The organism is Bradyrhizobium brasilense, from assembly GCF_029714345.1.
Taxonomy (GTDB): domain Bacteria; phylum Pseudomonadota; class Alphaproteobacteria; order Rhizobiales; family Xanthobacteraceae; genus Bradyrhizobium; species Bradyrhizobium australafricanum.
Genome location: NZ_CP121669.1, coordinates 8,137,689 through 8,155,751, shown reverse-complemented (window position 1 = coordinate 8,155,751; position 18,063 = coordinate 8,137,689). Strand labels below are relative to the sequence as shown.

17 protein-coding genes are annotated in these 18,063 nt (G+C 64.9%); 10 read left to right on the top strand and 7 right to left on the bottom strand.

Annotated features, from left to right (window positions below; all coding sequences use genetic code 11):
• Window positions 1-65 precede the first annotated feature (65 nt).
• The 3 genes from QA635_RS37705 (at window position 66) to QA635_RS37695 (ending at window position 3,650) form a co-directional block, all read left to right on the top strand.
• Window positions 66-836, top strand: a complete 771-nt coding sequence (locus tag QA635_RS37705) for a tetratricopeptide repeat protein (RefSeq protein ID WP_283064907.1) — start codon at window positions 66-68, stop codon at window positions 834-836.
• 355 nt (window positions 837-1,191) lie between these two features.
• Window positions 1,192-3,102, top strand: a complete 1,911-nt coding sequence (locus tag QA635_RS37700; protein WP_283064906.1) for a propionyl-CoA synthetase — start codon at window positions 1,192-1,194, stop codon at window positions 3,100-3,102.
• A 275-nt stretch (window positions 3,103-3,377) separates the two neighbouring features.
• Window positions 3,378-3,650, top strand: coding sequence for a hypothetical protein (locus QA635_RS37695; RefSeq protein WP_075969207.1), 273 nt, complete (start codon window positions 3,378-3,380; stop codon window positions 3,648-3,650).
• Window positions 3,651-3,758: 108 nt separating this feature from the next.
• Here QA635_RS37695 and QA635_RS37690 read toward each other — a convergent pair whose 3' ends face one another.
• Entirely contained in the window at window positions 3,759-4,457 is a 699-nt protein-coding gene (locus QA635_RS37690; RefSeq protein ID WP_076825203.1) for a DUF1013 domain-containing protein, read from the bottom strand.
• Between the two features lie 229 nt (window positions 4,458-4,686).
• Here QA635_RS37690 and ispH point away from each other — a divergent pair, with 229 nt between their 5' ends.
• Genes ispH through rnhA form a run of 3 tightly spaced genes read left to right on the top strand, consistent with a single transcriptional unit; the run spans window position 4,687 to window position 7,096 of the window.
• On the top strand, window positions 4,687-5,661 hold the full coding sequence (ispH, locus tag QA635_RS37685; protein ID WP_057016404.1) for a 4-hydroxy-3-methylbut-2-enyl diphosphate reductase: 975 nt from the start codon (window positions 4,687-4,689) through the stop codon (window positions 5,659-5,661).
• 5 nt (window positions 5,662-5,666) lie between these two features.
• Window positions 5,667-6,647 carry a homoserine kinase gene (locus QA635_RS37680; RefSeq protein ID WP_283064905.1) on the top strand — a complete coding sequence of 327 codons (981 nt, stop codon included), beginning with the start codon at window positions 5,667-5,669 and terminating at the stop codon, window positions 6,645-6,647.
• The gene (rnhA, locus tag QA635_RS37675; RefSeq protein ID WP_283064904.1) at window positions 6,644-7,096 is read left to right on the top strand and encodes a ribonuclease HI; all 453 of its coding nucleotides are present in this window, start codon (window positions 6,644-6,646) and stop codon (window positions 7,094-7,096) included. Before QA635_RS37680 ends, rnhA begins: the two co-directional genes overlap by 4 nt.
• A 278-nt stretch (window positions 7,097-7,374) precedes the next feature.
• On the opposite strand, the gene QA635_RS37670 is transcribed toward rnhA, so the two are convergent.
• From QA635_RS37670 to QA635_RS37645, 6 genes are all read right to left on the bottom strand, one after another.
• Entirely contained in the window at window positions 7,375-7,860 is a 486-nt protein-coding gene (locus tag QA635_RS37670) for a peroxiredoxin (RefSeq protein WP_018269652.1), read from the bottom strand.
• Between the two features lie 208 nt (window positions 7,861-8,068).
• Window positions 8,069-8,626 (bottom strand): DUF924 family protein, encoded by a 558-nt coding sequence (locus QA635_RS37665; protein ID WP_225162954.1) that lies wholly within the window; start codon window positions 8,624-8,626, stop codon window positions 8,069-8,071.
• A 22-nt stretch (window positions 8,627-8,648) separates the two neighbouring features.
• A complete protein-coding gene (locus QA635_RS37660) occupies window positions 8,649-10,331 on the bottom strand; it encodes a long-chain fatty acid--CoA ligase (RefSeq protein WP_076825259.1) in 1,683 nt (560 codons plus the stop codon).
• 176 nt (window positions 10,332-10,507) lie between these two features.
• The gene (locus QA635_RS37655) at window positions 10,508-11,956 is read right to left on the bottom strand and encodes a D-alanyl-D-alanine carboxypeptidase family protein (protein WP_425249097.1); all 1,449 of its coding nucleotides are present in this window, start codon (window positions 11,954-11,956) and stop codon (window positions 10,508-10,510) included.
• Window positions 11,957-12,159: 203 nt separating this feature from the next.
• The gene (locus tag QA635_RS37650; protein WP_225162952.1) at window positions 12,160-13,938 is read right to left on the bottom strand and encodes a glucan ABC transporter ATP-binding protein/ permease; all 1,779 of its coding nucleotides are present in this window, start codon (window positions 13,936-13,938) and stop codon (window positions 12,160-12,162) included.
• 285 nt (window positions 13,939-14,223) lie between these two features.
• A complete protein-coding gene (locus QA635_RS37645) occupies window positions 14,224-15,279 on the bottom strand; it encodes an ABC transporter substrate-binding protein (RefSeq protein WP_283072053.1) in 1,056 nt (351 codons plus the stop codon).
• A gap of 265 nt (window positions 15,280-15,544) precedes the next feature.
• Between QA635_RS37645 and QA635_RS37640 the strand changes: the two genes are divergently transcribed.
• The 4 genes from QA635_RS37640 (at window position 15,545) to QA635_RS37625 (ending at window position 17,953) form a co-directional block, all read left to right on the top strand.
• The gene (locus tag QA635_RS37640; protein ID WP_038386174.1) at window positions 15,545-15,979 is read left to right on the top strand and encodes a hypothetical protein; all 435 of its coding nucleotides are present in this window, start codon (window positions 15,545-15,547) and stop codon (window positions 15,977-15,979) included.
• Between the two features lie 118 nt (window positions 15,980-16,097).
• On the top strand, window positions 16,098-16,493 hold the full coding sequence (gene hisE, locus QA635_RS37635; protein WP_028342591.1) for a phosphoribosyl-ATP diphosphatase: 396 nt from the start codon (window positions 16,098-16,100) through the stop codon (window positions 16,491-16,493).
• 69 nt (window positions 16,494-16,562) lie between these two features.
• Window positions 16,563-17,144, top strand: a complete 582-nt coding sequence (locus tag QA635_RS37630) for a YqaA family protein (protein ID WP_283064903.1) — start codon at window positions 16,563-16,565, stop codon at window positions 17,142-17,144.
• 215 nt (window positions 17,145-17,359) lie between these two features.
• Window positions 17,360-17,953, top strand: coding sequence for a hypothetical protein (locus tag QA635_RS37625; RefSeq protein WP_283064902.1), 594 nt, complete (start codon window positions 17,360-17,362; stop codon window positions 17,951-17,953).
• The last annotated feature ends 110 nt before the right edge of the window (window positions 17,954-18,063 follow it).

The window sequence follows — 18,063 nt, the reverse complement described above, 5'->3', positions numbered from 1 at the left end:
GCGCCGCCGGGCATCGGAGGCCGGCGGTTCGGGCGCGGGAGAGGGACGATTTGTCGGCGATCGGGATGCGATACAAACCTGCAAATCTGGCCGCGATGCTGGTCTGTGTCGGCCTGTCGGGCGCGCTGATGTCGGGCGTTGCGCGCGCCACCGGCAGCGAGCCGGGCGAGGATGTGCAGGCCAATGCCGGCCCCTGCATCGCGGCGGCAGCGGCCGCCGACGACGACAAGATCATCGATGTCTGCGGCGCGCTGATCGACAATGAGAAGGCGACGAGGCCCGATCGCGTCAAGGCGCTGATGGCGCGGGCGGGCGCCTATGACCGCAAGCAGTCGATCGATCGCGCGATCGCGGACTATGACACCGCGCTCAAGCTCGATCCATCGCTTGCCGATGCGCATAATGCGCGCGGCGAGCTGTGGCGCCGCAAGGGCGACCGGCCGAAGGCGATCCTGGATTTTGGTGCTGCCGTCAAGCTCGACCCCAATCACGCCGCCGCCAGGGCCAACTACAAATCGCTGTCGCTGGAGCTGGAGCGGATCGGCGCCATGATGGCGGTCGCCGGCAAGCCGAGCTTCGATTGCCGCAAGGCGCGCCGCGCCGTCGAGAAGGCGATCTGCGCCAATCCCACGCTTGCCGATCTCGATCGCGAGATCGTCGCATCGACCTTCCGCACGGTGCGCGAGGCGCAGAATCCGCGCCAGGCGCGCGAGCTGCAGCGCGCCCAGGATCTGTTCATCGCCCGCCGCAATGCCGACTTCGGCAAGCCGGGCTACGACCTGGAAAGGGCGATGCGCGAGCGGCTGCAGCGGATCAATGGGGTCGACGGCTACTAGTGTGCTGAATGCGAAGTTCATGCGATTTCGCGGCAACCACTTTCACGAACTTCGCATTCATAAAGCACACTAGAATCATGAGTTTGCTAGTGTCCTTATCGAATCCGAAGTTCGCTCCGAAGGTGCGGCAAATGATGCGAACTTCGGATTCGGGACACTAGTGCTAACGTCGGTCAGTTTACGGCTTGAATTATCGGTCGGGCCCGTGACAATGGCCGTTAACAAGAGCTAGCCATTTCAGGTTCGTCATGCCCGGCCTTGCGCCGGGCATCCACGTCTTGCTTTGTCGCCCCAAAGACGTGGATGGCCGGGACAAGCCCGGCCATGACGCGAGAGATGAGCCGGGAGAGACGCTATGAATATACAAGGCAAGAGCCGGTATCATGAGGTGTATGCCCGCTCGCTCCGGGACCCTGAGGGCTTTTGGGCGGAAGCGGCGCGCGAGATCGACTGGATCGAGCCGGCCAAGAAGATCTTCGATCCCTCCGTGGGCGCCTATGGGTGCTGGTTCGCGGGCGCCGTGGTCAACACCTGCTACAACGCGCTGGATCGCCATGTCGCCGGCGGCCGCGCCAGCCAGGTCGCGCTGATCCACGATTCGCCGCTCACCAACACGATCACCAAGTTCACCTATTCCGAATTGTTGGAGGAGGTGCAGACGCTGGCTGCGGTGATGCAGGATTTCGGCGTGGCGAAGGGCGATCGCGTCATCCTCTACATGCCGATGGTGCCGGAGGCTGTCGTCGCGATGCTCGCCTGCGCGCGGATCGGCGCGGTGCACAGCGTGGTGTTCGGCGGCTTCGCGGCCAAGGAACTCGCGACCCGTATCGATGATGCCAAGCCGAAGCTGATCTTCTCGGCGAGCTGCGGCATCGAGCCCGGGCGCATCGTGCAATACAAGCCGCTGCTCGACGAGGCGCTCCGCCTCGCCGGCAGCAAGCCCGAGACCTGCATCATCCTGCAGCGGCCGCAGCAGGCTTGCGAGCTCGCCGCGGGCCGCGACCATGACTGGGCGACGCTGCGCCGCGCCGCGTTCGACGCCGGCAAGGCCGCGCCCTGCGTGCCGGTAGCCGCCACCGATCCGCTCTACATCCTCTACACGTCGGGCACGACCGGAATCCCGAAAGGCGTGGTGCGCGACAATGGCGGTCATCTCGTCGCGCTGAAATGGTCGATGCACAATCTCTACGGCGTGAAGCCCGGCGAGATCTGGTGGTGCGGCTCGGACATCGGCTGGGTGGTCGGCCATTCCTACATCGTCTATGGCCCGCTGATCCACGGCGCGACCACCATCATGTATGAGGGCAAGCCGGTCGGCACGCCGGATGCCGGCGCGTTCTGGCGCGTGATAAGCGAGCACAAGGCGGTCGCCTTCTTCACCGCGCCGACCGCGTTCCGCGCGATCAAGAAGGAAGACCCCGAAGGCAAGTTCATCCGGAATTACGATCTCTCGAGCTTCCGCACCCTGTTCCTCGCCGGCGAGCGCGCCGATCCGCCGACGGTGGAGTGGGCCGAGCAGCAGCTGAAGGTGCCGGTCATCGACCACTGGTGGCAGACCGAGACCGGCTGGTGCATCGCGGGCAATCCGGTCGGGCTCGGCCAGCTGCCGGTCAAACACGGCTCGCCGACGGTGCCGATGCCGGGCTATCAGGTCGACATCGTCGACGAGGCGGCGAAGCCGGTCGGGGAGGGCACGATGGGCTCGATCGTCATCAAGCTGCCGATGCCGCCGGGCTGCCTGCCGACGCTGTGGCAGCAGGACGATCGCTTCAGGGACGCGTATCTCTCGGAATTCCCCGGCTACTACAAGACCTCGGATGCCGGCTACAAGGATGAGGACGGCTATGTCTGGGTGATGGGCCGCACCGACGACATCATCAATGTCGCCGGCCACCGGCTCTCCACCGGCGGCATGGAAGAGATCCTCGCTTCGCATCCCGACGTTGCCGAATGCGCCGTGCTCGGCGTCAAGGACGCGATCAAGGGCGAGGTGCCCTGCGGCTTCCTGGTGCTGAAGGCCGGCGTGACCAAGCAGCCCGCCGAGGTCGAGAAGGACGTCGTGGCGCTGGTGCGCGACAAGCTCGGGCCGGTCGCCGCGTTCAAGCTCGCGATCACGGTGGCGCGGCTGCCGAAGACCCGTTCCGGCAAGATCCTGCGCGGCACCATCAAGAAGATCGCCGACGGCGAGCCCTGGACCATGCCGGCGACGATCGAGGACCCGAAGGTGCTCGACGAAATCGGCGAGGCGCTGAAGGGGAAGGCGTAGCTCTTGTTGCCTCGCCCCGCTTGCGGGGAGAGGCCGGATCGCATGGCAATGCGATCCGGGTGAGGGGGAGGCTCCGCTTGCTCGCTGCATTCATTCTGCGGAGGCGGCCCCTCTCCCCGCAAGAGCGGGGCGAGGGAGTGCTGGCACCTCCCGCGCCTGAGGTCGGCACCTGTGGAACAAGACTTCCGCATTCGGAAGCAAAACGGCCTTGATTTTGATGGATTGCCGGGTCATCCCGGCCTCCCTGTCATATGCCACGAGATACGGACCCACGGATGCGATCCATTTCCGCACGCGCGCCACTCGCCTTGCTGCTCGCCCTGCCGCTGCTTGCGGGCTGTCTCGAGCGCGGCCGATCGCCGATCGCAGAGAGCATGGGCGACGACGATCAGTACTGCCAGGCCGGCGGCAAGGTGGCGGTCGGCTCGCCTGATTACGTCGCCTGCCGCAAGAACCGCGACGTGCAGCGCCAGAACGCCGAAGCCCGCACCGATCGGCGGCAGCGCGATCTCGGCGAATACATGATGAACAATCCCGACCGGCATTGAGCCGCGCCGACGGCCGTTGTCACGCCATCGCATGCGCTTCCAAGCAAAAACGCGGCAGGTTGCCCTGCCGCGTTTCGTATTCTGCGCTTCGAGTTGCGCGATCCGCGCTTACTCTTCCTCGTCGGCGGGCTTCTTGCCGCCGATCGTCTTCAGCTTGGCGAACACGGCATCGACGTTGAGATCGTCGTGGCGCTCGATCGGCTGATCGTCCAGCTCGTCCTTGCGCGTGGTCTCGGAGGCCGGCAGCAGCGTGGCGCCGCCGTAGACCGTGGTGGTCGGCTTCTCCTTGGCGGCGCGCTGCACCTCGAAATCGAGCTCGATCTGCGAGCACAGGCCGAGCGTCACCGGGTCCATCGGGGTCAAGGTCGAGGCGTTCCAGTGGGTGCGGTCGCGCACGCTGGCGATCGTGGTCTTGGTGGTGCCGACCAGACGCATGATCTGGGCGTCCTTCAGCTCGGGATGGTTGCGCACCAGCCAGAGGATCGCGCTCGGACGCTCATGGCGGCGCGACACCGGGGTGTAGCGCGGACCCTTCTTCTTGGCGGCGGAGGGCAGCACCACCTTGCTCTCCTGGAGCCTGAGCCGGTAGTTCTGGTCGCGCTCGCCGCGCTCGATCTCCTCGCGGGTCAGCTGGCCGTTGGAAATCGGGTCCATGCCCTTGATGCCCTGGGCGGCGTCGCCGTCGGCGATGGCGCGGACCTCGAGGGGGTGCATTTTGGTAAAATCGGCCACCTGATCGAAGGTCAGGGCGGTATTGTCGACCAACCACACGGCAGTCGCCTTCGGCATCAGCGGTGCGTTGCTCATGGCAAATCTCCTTTGTGCTTCGCCCACCTCTGTCGAGGCGAAGCTGGTAGTCATCGGCGATGACGGGAATTATAGGGCCTATATAAGCCCTCCGGGGGGAATGGCGCAATGGGCCAGCAAAATCGCCTTGACAGCGCCCGAAAGCAGTCCCAAGTCCTTACTCAAATTGGCCGTTCCCCGCCCGCCGGCGAGGGGTGATTCGGTCCCGAGATTGCCCCGAGACAGCCCGATGTCAGCCAAAAAACCCGACCTTAGAATCGTGCTTTGTTCCCCCCGCGGCTTTTGTGCCGGGGTGGTCCGTGCCATCGACACGGTCGAACGTGCCCTCACCATTTATGGTGCGCCGGTCTATGTCCGGCACGAAATCGTCCATAACAAGTATGTGGTCGACAGCTTGAAGACCAAAGGCGCCATTTTCGTCGAGGAATTGGCCGAAATTCCCGACGATACCAACGCGCCGGTGGTGTTTTCGGCCCACGGCGTTCCGAAATCGGTTCCTGCCGAGGCCAAATCCCGCAATTTCTTCTCGCTGGACGCGACCTGCCCGCTGGTGACCAAGGTCCACCGCGAGGCGGCGATCCATTTCAAGCGCGGCCGCGAGATCCTCCTGATCGGGCATTCCCACCACCCCGAGGTGGTCGGCACGCTGGGGCAACTGCCGGCGGGCGCCGTGACCCTGATCGAGACCGCCGAGGACGCCAAGACCTTCGTTCCGAAGGACCCCAACAACCTCGCCTTCGTGACCCAGACCACGCTGTCGATCGACGACACCGCGGAGATCGTGACGCTGCTCAAGCAGCGCTTCCCGAACGTTAACGGTCCGCACAAGGAAGACATCTGCTACGCGACCACCAACCGTCAGCTCGCGGTGAAGAAGGTGGCGCCGGTGGTCGACGCCCTGATCGTGGTCGGCGCGCCGAACTCGTCGAACTCGCAGCGCCTGCGCGAGGTCGCCGAGCGCGAGGGCTGCCCGATCGCCGTGCTCGCCCAGCGCGCCAGCGACATCGACTGGAGCAGGTTCGAAGGCATCACGAGCCTCGGCATCACCGCGGGCGCATCGGCGCCGGAGGTGATCGTCGAGGAGATCATGGGCGCCTTCGCCGAGCGCTACGAACTGCACGTGGAGACGGTCTCGGCCGCGGAGGAGAACGAGTTCTTCCCGCTGCCGCGTTCGCTGCGGCCTGACGCTGCCGCGGCGGAATAGACCATATGGCGGTCTACACCGACGTTGCCGCCGAAGACCTCGCGGAATTCCTCAAAAGCTACGACATCGGCGAACTGCTCTCCTACAAGGGCATCGCCGAGGGCGTCGAGAATTCGAACTTCCTGCTGCACACCAGCCAGGGCGCCTACATCCTCACGCTCTATGAGAAGCGCGTGGCCGAGGACGACCTGCCGTATTTCCTGTCGCTGATGGCCCATCTCGCCGAGCGCGGCGTGTCGTGCCCGCAGCCGGCGCGCAACCGCAAGGGCGAGGTCACTAGCCGGCTCGCCGGCCGGCCCGCCGCGATCATCAACTTCCTCGAGGGCGTGTGGCCGCGGCGGCCGAACGTGGCGCACTGCTCCGGCGTCGGCGAGGCGCTGGCCAAAATGCACGTTGCCGGCCGCGATTTTCCGCTGGTCCGCAACAATCCGCTGTCGGTCTCCGGCTGGCGGCCGCTGTTCGATCTCGCCGCCGCGCGGGCCGACAGCGTGCAGCCGGGCCTGCACGATTTCATCGCGCGCGAGCTCGATCATCTCGAAGCCGCCTGGCCGACCGATCTGCCGGTCGGCGTCATCCATGCCGACCTGTTTCCCGACAACGTGTTTTTTCTGGGCGACAGGCTCTCGGGCCTGATCGACTTCCCGTTCGCCTGCAACGACATCCTGGCCTACGACGTCGCGATCTGCCTCAACGCCTGGTGCTTCGAGCCGGATCATTCCTTCAACGTCACCAAGGCGCGCGCATTGCTCAACGCCTATGGTCGCGAGCGCCCGCTGTCGGCGGCGGAAGAGGCCGCGCTGCCGCTGCTCGCGCGCGGTGCCGCGATGCGCTTCCTGCTGACGCGCCTGGTCGATTTCCTCAACGTGCCCGAAGGCGCGCTGGTGCAGCCGAAGGACCCGCTGGAATATGTCCGCAAGCTGCGCTTCCAGCAGAGCGTCGCTGCTATCAACGACTACGGCATCACGCCGGCCGGGTGCGCGGCGTGAGCGACAAGCCGCATGTGATTGTCTTCACCGATGGTGCCTGCTCCGGAAATCCGGGGCCGGGCGGCTGGGGCGCGATCCTCCGGTTCGGCGACGTCGAGAAGGAATTGAAGGGCGGCGAGGCGCACACCACCAATAATCGCATGGAGCTGATGGCGGCGATCTCGGCGCTCGAAGCCTTGAAGAAGCCCTGTGTGGTCGATCTCACCACCGACAGCCAGTATGTCCGCCAGGGCATCACCGGCTGGATCCATGGCTGGAAGCGCAATGGCTGGCGCACCGCCGACAAGAAGCCGGTCAAGAATGTCGAGCTGTGGCAGCGTCTCGATGCCGCGCTGAAGCCGCATGAGGTGCGCTGGCACTGGATCAAGGGCCACGCCGGCCACACCGAGAACGAACGCGCCGACGAACTGGCGCGCGAAGGCGTGGCGATGGCGAAGTTGAAGAATTAGGGCCGCAGCGAGCCGGGTGCGTAGGATGGGTAGAGCGCAGCGAAACCCATCACCTCAATGCACGGCACGAAGGCGATGGGTTTCGCTGCGCTCTACCCATCCTACGATTCCCGATATTTCGGCGATCTTTCCCTCTCCCCTTGTGGGAGAGGGTGGACGCGATGCGCAGCATCGCGGACGGGTGAGGGGTCTGTCTCCGCGGATAGAGACCCCTCATCCGGCGCGGATTGCATCCGCGCCACCTTCTCCCACAAGGGGAGAAGGGAAGAAGCGTCGGCTCAGAGCTGCCCGAGCAGCGTGTCGCCGCCGGAGACCTCGACCTTGCCCGGGGCGGGCTCGAGGTTGAGCTTCTTCACCACGCCGTCCTCGACCAGCATCGAGTAGCGCTTGGAGCGGATGCCGAGGCCGTTGCCGGAGGCGTCGAGCTCCATGCCGATCGCCTTGGCGAAGTCGGCATTGCCGTCGGCGAGGAAGACGGCTTCGTCGCGCTGGTCGGTGTCGCGCTTCCAGGCGTTCATCACGAAGGCGTCGTTGACCGAGACGATCGCGATGGTGTCGACGCCCTTGTTCTTCATGGCATAGGCGTTGAGGAAGATGCTCGGCAGATGCATCTTGTGGCAGGTGCCGGTGTAGGCGCCGGGCACGGCGAACAGGGCGACCTTCTTGCCCTTGAAAATATCGTCGGTGGTTTTGACCTGCGGACCCTCGGCGGTCATCACGCGAAACTTGGCTTCCGGCAGCTTGTCGCCAACATTGATCGTCATCGTTGTTCTCCCTCGGTGAAGCGGAACTGTCTTAAACCCGGCTACAGCACGGCACAATACGGGCTCGCCGAAGAACGGCAATGCCGGACGCCAAAGCGTTTTCGAGCGAAGTGGATACCGGTTCGCGTGAAGAAAACGCGTCAAAACAAGAATCTAGAGCCCCGTTCCGATGCAATCGGAACGGAAGGCTCTGGTCACCGTTCCGTCATCAGCCGGAAAACCCACCGGCGTCGAGAAAGGCCTGCTCCTCGGCCGTGGTCTGCCGGCCCAGCACGCGATTCCGGTGCGGGAATCGGCCGAACCGGCGGATGATGTCGGCGTGGTCCTCGGCATATTTCAGGTTGTCGGGATGGCAGTCATATCGCCGGAACAGCGTCACGCAGCGCTGCTGGTCGTCGAGGTCCTCCGAATGCTCGAAAGGCAGATAGAGGAATTCGCGCAGCACGGGGGCGGTCCGCGCATCGACGCCGCGGTCGATGGCGCGCCTTGCCACTTCACGCGCCAGCGCATCGCTTGAAAAGGTCCTGGCGTCGCCTCGAAACAGGTTTCGCGGAAACTGGTCGAGCACGATGGTCAGCGCCAGCGCGCCCTCATCGCTCGCCTCCCATGACGACAATTCGCCGGCAGCCGCCTTCTGCCAGGTGGCGAGGAAGCGGCTGCGGATCTCGGCATCGAAGGCGTCGTCGTGCTTGTACCAGCGGTCGCGGCCGGCATTCCGCCAGAAGCCAAGCACGTCAGCCGGCGTCGCGAGGCTTGCGTCAGACATCGAACGTCAGTCCACTCACGCCTTAAGCCGCGGCCTTCTTCTCGTCGCGCAGCTCGCGGCGCAGGATCTTGCCGACATTGGTCTTCGGCAGGTCGGTCCTGAACTCGATCTGCTTCGGCACCTTGTAGGCGGTGAGCTGGGTGGCGCTGAACTTGATGATGTCCTCGGCGGTGATGTTCGGGTCCTTCTTGACCACGAAGGCCTTCACCGCTTCGCCGGACTTCGCATCGGGCACGCCGATCACGGCGCATTCGAGCACGCCCGGATGGCTTGCGATCACTTCCTCGATCTCGTTCGGATAGACGTTGAAGCCGGAGACCAGGATCATGTCCTTCTTGCGATCGACGATCTTGGTGTAGCCCTTCTCGTCCATCACGCCGATGTCGCCGGTGCGGAAATAACCGTCCGCGGTCATCACGCGCGCGGTCTCGTCCGGCCTGTTCCAGTAGCCCGCCATCACCTGCGGGCCCTTGGCGCAGATTTCGCCGGCCTCGCCGATCGGCAATTCATTGCCGTCATCGTCGCGGATCGAGAGCCAGGTCGAGGGGACGGGAAGGCCGATCGTCCCGGAGAACTCCTCGATCGTTGCAGGATTGCATGTCAGGGTCGGCGACGTCTCCGACAGGCCATAGCCTTCCGACAACGAGATGCCCGTGACCTTCAACCATTTCTCGGCGACCGGCCTTTGCGTCGCCATGCCGCCGCCGTTGGCGATCTTCAGCTTGGAGAAGTCGAGCTTGTCGAAACCGGGCGTGTTCAGCAGGCCATTGTAGAGGGTGTTGACCGCCGGGAAGAAGCTGACCTGGTACTTCGAGAGCTCCTTGACGAAGCCCGCCATGTCGCGCGGATTCGGAATCAGCAGATTGGTGCCGCCGGCCCGCATGCCCAGCAGATAGCAGGCGGTGAGCGCGAAGACGTGATAGAGCGGCAGCGCGCAGACGATGACCATCTGTTCGACGATCGGCGGCTTCGCCAGCGCCGGCTGCAGCCAGGCGTCGTTCTGCAACACGTTGGCCAGGATGTTGCGGTGGAGCAGGGTCGCGCCCTTGGAGACGCCGGTGGTGCCGCCGGTATATTGCAGGAAGGCGACGTCATCGAGCGTCAGCGTCGGTTTGTTGAGCTTGGCGGCGCGGCCGGCTGACAGCGCCTCGTTGAAGCCGACGGCGCCGGGGATCGACCAGGCCGGCACCATTTTCTTCACCCGGCGCACCACCAGATTGACGATCACGCCCTTGAGGCCGAGCAGGTCGCCCATGCTGCCGACGATTACGTGCTTGACCGCGGTGTTGGGAAGTACCTTCTGCACGGTGGTGGCGAAGTTCTCCAGCACGATGATCGCCTCCGCGCCGGAATCCTTGAGCTGGTGCTCGAGCTCGCGCGGGGTGTAGAGCGGGTTGACGTTGACCACGGCATAGCCGGCGCGCAGGACGGCGGCGGTTGCGATCGGATATTGCAGCACGTTCGGCATCATCAGCGCGACCCGTGCGCCCTTCTGCAGGCCCTTGCTCTGCAGGTAGGCACCGAGCGCCGTCGACATCCCGTCGAGCTCGCGATAGGTGATCGCCTTGTCCATGCAGATGAACGCCTTGCGATCGGCGAATTTCTTGAAGCTCTCTTCTAGCAATTCGACCAGCGACGAATATTGCGTGACGTCGATATCCGCGGGCACGCCGGCCGGATAATGCTTGAGCCAGATGCGCTCCATGATGGTCAATCCCCTCTCTCAAATTTGGCTGATGTCCCGGATTGCTTCCGGGTTTTCCGACCTTTGGCCGCGTTATTTCAGGCAGTATTGAGCGATGCCGCGGCCAATGGCAAGCCGCTGCGCGTTATCGACGCATTGGAGAAAATGACAGTCGGAAATGACGGGCGGGCGCTCTGCTAACCGGCCGGCTTGGCGTCGGCTTTCGGCTTGTCGGCAGCCTTGGGTTTGTCGGCCGCAGTCTTCGGCTTGGCGGCCGGCTTTGCCGCCGCCGGCTTGCCGGCAGGCTTTGCGGCGGCGGGCTTGTCCGCCGCGGCCGTCTTCGCAGCTGCGGCATCCGGCTTGGCGTTGGCGTGACGCGCGGGCTTGGCCGCTGGCTTGCTGTCCGACTTGGAGGCACCCTTGGTGTCGGCCTTCGCGTCATCGGCCGCATCGGGCTTCTTGCCCGCGACGCGGCTGTGCTTGCCCTTGGCGCGCTTGACCGGCTGCATCTTCTCGGTGTCGGCCTCGACCGCGGCGATCAACGCAGCACCGGTCTTGGTCGGCCCCGTATAAACCACGACCGGCTCGGAGGCCGCGGCCGGCTGCGCCAGCATGTCGGCCGGCTTGGTCGGCATCGCAGCCTGCAGGCCCGAGGCGAAGAAGCTGACGCCGCCGTCGCCATTGGTGCTGGAGCTTCCGGCGCTGGCGACGGTGTCTTCTGCGTCCTCGTCGCTGGCGGGCCGCTTGTGCTTGGGACCGCACATCTCCTCGCGCAGGTTCGGCGGCGTGGAATCGATCGGCACCAGATTGTCGACGGTGCCGAGCGAGGGCCGCAGCCACGCCATCCCATTGTTGGCAAAGCCGCGGTCCAGGAGCTGCGCGGCGCGGATCGCGCGCATGCGGCCCGAGGAGGCGCCGAGCACCACGGCGATCAGCCGCTTGCCGTCACGCGTCGCCGACGCCACGAGATTATAGCCGGAGGCGCAGATGAAGCCGGTCTTGAAGCCGTCGGCGCCGGGATAGCGGCCGATCAGCTTGTTGAAGTTCTGGGTGATGCGGCGGCCGAAGCGGATCGACGGGATGTGGACGAAATACTCGTATTCCGGCAGGTCGCGGATGATGGCGCGGGCGAGGATCGCCATGTCGCGCGCCGAGGTGATCTGGCCGTCGGCGGGCAGGCCGTTCGGATTGACGTAGCTCGTTTGCGTCATGCCGAGCCTTTGCGCGGTCTGGTTCATCATCCCGGCAAAGCCGTCGATCGAACCGCCGATGCCCTCGGCCAGCACCACGGCCATGTCGTTGGCCGACTTCACCAGCATCATCTTCAGCGCGTTGTCGACGGTGACCTGGGTGCCGGGCCGGAAGCCCATCTTCGATGGCGACTGCGACGACGCGGTCGGCGACACCGTGAGCAGCGTGTCGAGCGAGACGCGGCCGTCCTTGACCGCCTTAAGCGTCACATAGGCCGTCATCATCTTGCTGAGCGAAGCCGGGTACCACGGCATCGTCGCATTGTCGGCCTGCAGCACCTTTCCGGAATCGGCCTCGACAACCAGCAGTGCCTCGGCTTGCGCCATTTGCGGCGCGGCGACGGCGAGCATCGCGACGGCCAGAATCCATTTCAATGACGGGCGAGGAAGGTGCACGAATCCGGTTCCGGTCCTTTGAGACCCGCCTTGAAAAAAGGAGGTCTTGCGATTGTGACGTACGGGTTTCAAGCGTGTCCGGCGCCGCATTGCGGCGATGCAAACCCTATACCGGCTTGCCAGCAGAGAACAGAGGCCGGGGAATTATATCGTGGACGAAATCGGCTGAATTTCGGCAGCCGCCTCAATTGGAAAGGCAGGAATTATGGTGTCTCGATGCCGGCGCGCGCCTGTTCCTGGACCATGAACTGGGCCCGCGCCAGCTCGGCAAAACGCCCACCTTTCGCCACCAGTTCATCGAAAGTTCCGCTTTCGATCACCCGTCCCTGGTCGAACAGCAGGATGCGGGTGGCGTGGCGGATGGTGGACAGGCGGTGCGCGATCACGAAGGTGGTACGGCCCTTCATCACTTCGTCGAGAGCGGCATTCACCTTGGCCTCGGTGACGGCGTCGAGGGCGCTGGTGGCCTCGTCGAGGATCAGGATCGGCGGATCCTTCAGCAGCGCACGCGCGATCGACAGCCGCTGGCGTTCGCCGCCGGACAGCATGCGGCCGCGCTCGCCGGCATGGGTATCGAACTTCTTTTCGCTGCGCTCGATGAAATCCAGCGCCTGCGCGCGCGCCGCGGCGGTGCGCAGCTCCTCGTCGGTCGCGTCGGGCTTGCCGACGCGCAGATTGTCGGCGAGCGAGCGGTTGAACAGCAGCGCCTCCTGGAACACCACGCCGATGTTTCGCCGCAGCGCCGTCAGCTTCAGCGCGCGTATGTCCATACCGTCGATCCTGATGATGCCCGATTGCGGATCGAACGCGCGATGCAGCAGCGCGATCGCGGTGGATTTGCCGGCGCCGGTCGAGCCGACCAGCGCGATGGTCTGGCCCGGCAGGGCGGTGAAGCTGAGATCCTCGATCGCCGGCCGCTTGCCGTCATAGGAGAACGAGACGTCGTCGAACTCGACGAGGCCGGACAGCCGTCCGGGATCGACCGCGCCGGGCCGGTCGCGCACCGCAGGCACCGCATCGAGCACGTCGAAGAACTCCTGCAGGCGCGGCGCTTCCATGAACACGTTGTTGATGAAGCTGACCACCTGCTCGAGCTTCTGGATCAGCATGGTGGCGAACGAGACGAACATCACGATCTCGCCGACCGTGGTGAGGTCCTGGTTATGCAGCGCGATGCCGACGGTGAAGATCGCAAGCACCGTGATCGTGGTCGAGGCGCGCGTGATCACGGTGACCAGCGCCCACCATGACAGCACCGGCATCTGCACCGCGAGCAGCTTGTCGGCGACGTAGCGCAGGCCCTGCACCTCGGAATCGATCCGCACGAAGCTCTGCACCAGCGCGACATTGCCGAGCGCGTCCGAGGCGCGCGCCGAGAGGTCGCTGTAATAGGCCTCGACCTCGCTCTGCATGCCGTAGGTCTTGCGCACCACCAGCGTGGTCAGCACGGTGAACACGACGCAGAGCCCGAACAGCAGGACCGCCAGCCGCCAGTTGATGTAGAGCGAAAGCGGCAGCAGCACGATCAGCGACATGATCGCGGCGAAATGCTCGCGAAAGAAGCCGAGCCAGAGCCGCCACAGCGCGTCGGTGCCGTTCAGCATCACCTTCATCAGCCGCCCGGAATGGGTGCCGGAATGGAAGGTCAGCGGCAACTGCAGGATGTGCTCGAAATAATCGGTCAGCACCGCCTGGCGCTGGCGGTGCGCCAGCCGGTCGGCCTGCAGCGCCACGATCGCGCTGCAGCCGATCGTGAACAGGCCGAACGCCGCCCAGGCGACGAGCAGCGGCCATGCCGAGGAGGTCGCGAACAGCCCGGTGACCGGCCGGCCCGACAGCACGTCGACGATCTTGCCGAACAGCACCGGCTCGGCGAATTGCGCGCCGGCGAGCAGCACGTTGGCGATGGCCAGGATCCAGCCGAGCCGCGCCTCCTTGCCGAGCAGTTCGAGGACGCGGGTATAGAGGCGAAGCATGGACATGCAGGCGGCACTCGTCAGCGGTGGGCGCCCGATCAGGCGGGATGCAATTTAATCAGGGTTCGCGATGCAGGGCCAGCGGTGACAGCGCGTCATGCTCAGGGTGACGGTGATTGTGGCGAGCGGCTCCCCACGCCGTCGTCCTGGCGAAAGCCAGGACCCATAGCCACCGAATTTGATTGGGAGCGGGATAGTGGCCCCAGCGTCGCGCAACAACAAACGGCTGGGGTAATGGGTCCTGGCTTTCGCCAGGACGACGCTGAACATTTGGTGCCGCTTCGCATGCTCTCAATTCACCAGGCGGCTGTCGATCGGCGGCAGGAAAGCCTCGTCGAAGATGTCGGCGGCGTGCGGCCGCTTCTGGAATTTGAAGTCCTCGGCGAGCTGGTCGACCGAGCGCTCGAAGCGCTCCGCCTCGATGCCGCCGATGCCGTCGCGCTTCACCTCGCTGGTCAGGATGTTGTCGCGGATGATGGCGTTCAGCCGCTCCAGCTCCAGATCGCGCGAGCCGCCATCCATCCGGCTCGCGACCTCGCCGGCGGCGCGGGCCGGATCCTTGACCGCGAGGTTGGTGCCGCCGATCGCCGCGCGCACGAACCCTTTCACCGCATCCGGCTTCGCGGCGGCAAGGCGCGGGCTGACGATCACGGCAAAGCCGTAGGCCTCGCAGCCATAGTCGGCGAAGCGCAGCACCGCGAGATCGTCGGCGGGCACGCCGCGATCGCGCAAATTGATCGCCGAGAGATAGGAGAAGCCGGTAACGGCATCGACCTGGCCGGCGGAGAGCATCGGCTCGCGCACCGCGGCGCTGATCGTGCTCTGCTTCACGCTCGACAGCTTGATGCCGTTCTGCTTCGCGACCGCGGGCCACAGCCGGATCGAAAGATCGCCCTCGGCGACGCCGAGGCTCTTGCCCTGCATGTCGCTCAGCGTCCTGATGCCGCGGCTCTTGCGCGCGATGATCGCATAAGGCGCCTGGTTGAACAGCACGAACACCGCCTTGACGGGCGCAGCACCGGGCTTGTCGCGAAAGCGGATCAGCGAGTTGATGTCGACGAGGGCGAAATCGCTCGAGCCGTCGGCGACGCGCGCGATGGCATCCGCCGAGCTGGTCGCGACGTTGGTGCCGACCGCAAGGCCCTCGGCGCTGAACAGGCCGCCGGATAATGCCATCACGAATGGCGCTGCGGCGGCATCAAGCGGACGGTCGAGCGTGAACTGGATGGTGAGCGGCGGCGGCAGATCGCTGGCGCGCAGCGGCGTCAACGCCGGCCACACGCCCCCCGCGAGGCCGATCATGCCGGCCAGTATCCAGCGGAGAACGGTGGTCCGACTTACCTGCATCATGACATCCGGGAGGCGAGACAAAGTGCCGCGCCGGCGCGCCTGCTTCATGACATCGAATGCGCCAGAGCAAGCGTCAGTTTCAAGCGTTATTTGCAGGCATTTTGCCCCAGGCAAGGTGAACGGTCGATGACTGCCAGGCTTCGGCTTGCCATGTTTTCACCTCGGGTCGTTCAGCTTGCATTCGGTTTGGGGAACCTAATCTGGAGGCAGTGGGTTAGCTAACCAAGGCCCGTCGGGCCGGCTTCCACAAAGGATGACTGCAATGTTTGCGCGAAAAGGTGTTTTTTCGTCCATTGGCCGCGCAGCCACATTGGCAACGGTTGCCGCGGTGGCGTTGACGGCCGTCGAGCCGACGATGGCGTTCGCAGGCTCTGCTCAGACAGGCAAGGCGACCGCTGTGACGACGTCACAAGGCACGAGCGGCGCGACCGACATCAGTGCCCGCCGTCGCTACTATGGCGGTGGCGGCGCAGCGGCTGCGGCTGCGTTCGCCGGGATCGTCGGCACGGGTCTCGCGATCGCCGCAGCCCAGAGCCGCCGCGACTATTACGACTCCTACGGCTACTATGGTGGCCCGGGCTACTACGGTGGTCCCGTCTACTATGGTGGCGGCCCGGTCTATTACGGCGGCGGCCCGTACTATGGTTACCGCGGCTATTACGGGCGGCGGTCGCAACTGCCGTATCAGCCGTACTGACGGCCGTCGGCGGTTCTCAGAACTGTCACAAAGCATCCAATCCACCGGCCGCGGGCCGGTGGATTTTTTCGTCGACGCCGTTAACACGCTGGCGACGCGTTTCGATTAGGCTCGAAGCATGAGTGATTCGATCGAGCGGCTTTACCAGGCGGTGATCGCGGCCAAGGATCTTGATCCGGCTACGTCGCGCACGGCACGGCTGTTCCAGCGCGGCCCGGCCAAGATGGCCAAGAAGCTCGCCGAGGAAGCGATCGAAGTCGTGATCGACGCCGTGAGCGGCAAGTCGGATGCCGTCATTCGCGAAAGCGCCGACCTGTTCTACAACCTCGCCGTTCTCTGGGCGTCGGCCGGCGTGAAGCCGGAGGATGTCTGGCGCGAGATGGAGCGGCGCGAGCGGCTGCTCGGGATCGCCGAGAAGCTGCCGAAGTCGCCGGTCAAGCTGCCCAAACCCGCGCCGGTCCCGGTGGTTCGGCGCCGAATTGTCGCGCTGGAGAACCGGCTGCGCAAACGGTAGCCGTAAATCAACCAGATTCAGCTCAATCCCGGCATGGACAAATCCGCTCGATGATGGTTCATCGCGCCCATGTTGAAACGGACTTACGACTGGTGCGTCGAGGCGGCCGACAAGCCCTATGCGCTGTGGATTCTCGCGGCCGTCGCCTTCGCTGAGAGCTCCTTCTTCCCGATCCCACCCGACATCATGCTGCTGCCGATGTCGCTGGCGCGGCCGAAGCGGGCGTGGTGGTTCGCCGCGGTCTGCACGGTGGCGTCGGTTGCCGGCGGCGTGCTCGGCTATGCGATCGGCGCACTGCTCTACGACTCGCTCGGGCAGTGGCTGATCCATCTCTACGGCCTCTCCGACAAGGTCGACGCGTTCCGCGCCTCCTACGCCGAATGGGGCGCCGTGATCATCCTGCTGAAGGGACTGACGCCGATCCCCTACAAGCTCGTGACAATCACCTCGGGCTTTGCCGGCTACAACATCTGGCTGTTCGTCCTGTGCTCGATCGTCGCCCGTGGCGGCCGCTTCTTCTTCGTCGCGGTGCTGCTCAACCGCTATGGCGATTTCATCCGCGCCGAGCTCGAGAAGCGGCTCGGCCTGTGGGTCGCGATCGGCGCGATCGTGCTGGTGCTGGGCTTTGTTGTCGCATTCAAGCTGATCTAGTGTGCTGAATGCAAAGTTCGTGCGATTTCGCGGCAACCACTTTCACGAACTTCGTATTCATAAAGCACACTAGAATCATAAGTTTGCTAGTGTCCTTATCGAATCCGAAGTTCGCTCCGAAGGTGCGGCAAATGATGCGAACTTCGGATTCGGGAAACTAGCGACCGACCGCTTGCGGCTTTGCCTGCGCGCGGCTTCGGGTTACGCTCAGCGCGATGGCTGATGGAATCGCGGACCTGCTCGATCCTGCCGGGCTCACGCTTGTCAGGCCCACGCGCGCAAGGGCGCGCATTGCGCTGGCCGGTCTTGTGCTGTCGGGTCTTGCGCTGCCGATGACACTGACGACCCTCGACCACAGCCGGGCCCAGACAGCGCCGACGCTTGGCGTGCAGTCGCCGGCGCCGCAGCCGGTCGCGCCTTCGCAGCAGCAACAGATCGAGCTGCCGCCGGCGCCGGTCGAGCGCGAGAATCCCGGGCTGATCAATGAAATCGGAAAGCTGTTCGAGAAGTCGAAATCGGCGCTGCCGCCGCTGAAGAGCCCCGGCGAGACCCTCAACGATTTGTCGAACATCGCGCGCCCCTCGACGGTGGTGACCGGACGCGCGGCCTGCGTGGTGGCCTCGAACGGTGCGCCGGACTGCAAGATCGGCGCCGACCGGCTGTGCCAGAGCAAGGGGTTTCGGGAAGGCAAGGGCATCGATACCGACGCCTCCGAGAAATGCTCGCCGCTGGTCTATCTGCCGGGCCACAAGCGCGGCCCGAACGACTGCAGGACGGAAAATTTCGTGACACGGGCCGTCTGCCAGTAGCGGCGGCCAGGCTTTGCGTCTGGGATGCCAGGCGCCCGCGAAAACACGGTTTCAGGATGAGGATTTGTCATCTTTTTTGCAGCGCCAAAACGCAATACTTGACACTGGAA

What these genes read in the sequence shown, in the direction of transcription:
- QA635_RS37705 (WP_283064907.1), top strand. Translation starts at nt 66, where the DNA reads ATGCGATACAAACCTGCAAATCTGGCCGCGATGCTGGTCTGTGTCGGC.
- QA635_RS37700 (WP_283064906.1), top strand. Translation starts at nt 1,192, where the DNA reads ATGAATATACAAGGCAAGAGCCGGTATCATGAGGTGTATGCCCGCTCG.
- QA635_RS37695 (WP_075969207.1), top strand. Translation starts at nt 3,378, where the DNA reads ATGCGATCCATTTCCGCACGCGCGCCACTCGCCTTGCTGCTCGCCCTG.
- QA635_RS37690 (WP_076825203.1), bottom strand. Translation starts at nt 4,457, where the DNA reads ATGAGCAACGCACCGCTGATGCCGAAGGCGACTGCCGTGTGGTTGGTC.
- ispH (WP_057016404.1), top strand. Translation starts at nt 4,687, where the DNA reads ATGTCAGCCAAAAAACCCGACCTTAGAATCGTGCTTTGTTCCCCCCGC.
- QA635_RS37680 (WP_283064905.1), top strand. Translation starts at nt 5,667, where the DNA reads ATGGCGGTCTACACCGACGTTGCCGCCGAAGACCTCGCGGAATTCCTC.
- QA635_RS37670 (WP_018269652.1), bottom strand. Translation starts at nt 7,860, where the DNA reads ATGACGATCAATGTTGGCGACAAGCTGCCGGAAGCCAAGTTTCGCGTG.
- QA635_RS37665 (WP_225162954.1), bottom strand. Translation starts at nt 8,626, where the DNA reads ATGTCTGACGCAAGCCTCGCGACGCCGGCTGACGTGCTTGGCTTCTGG.
- QA635_RS37660 (WP_076825259.1), bottom strand. Translation starts at nt 10,331, where the DNA reads ATGGAGCGCATCTGGCTCAAGCATTATCCGGCCGGCGTGCCCGCGGAT.
- QA635_RS37650 (WP_225162952.1), bottom strand. Translation starts at nt 13,938, where the DNA reads ATGTCCATGCTTCGCCTCTATACCCGCGTCCTCGAACTGCTCGGCAAG.
- QA635_RS37645 (WP_283072053.1), bottom strand. Translation starts at nt 15,279, where the DNA reads ATGCAGGTAAGTCGGACCACCGTTCTCCGCTGGATACTGGCCGGCATG.
- QA635_RS37640 (WP_038386174.1), top strand. Translation starts at nt 15,545, where the DNA reads ATGTTTGCGCGAAAAGGTGTTTTTTCGTCCATTGGCCGCGCAGCCACA.
- hisE (WP_028342591.1), top strand. Translation starts at nt 16,098, where the DNA reads ATGAGTGATTCGATCGAGCGGCTTTACCAGGCGGTGATCGCGGCCAAG.
- QA635_RS37630 (WP_283064903.1), top strand. Translation starts at nt 16,563, where the DNA reads ATGTTGAAACGGACTTACGACTGGTGCGTCGAGGCGGCCGACAAGCCC.
- QA635_RS37625 (WP_283064902.1), top strand. Translation starts at nt 17,360, where the DNA reads ATGGCTGATGGAATCGCGGACCTGCTCGATCCTGCCGGGCTCACGCTT.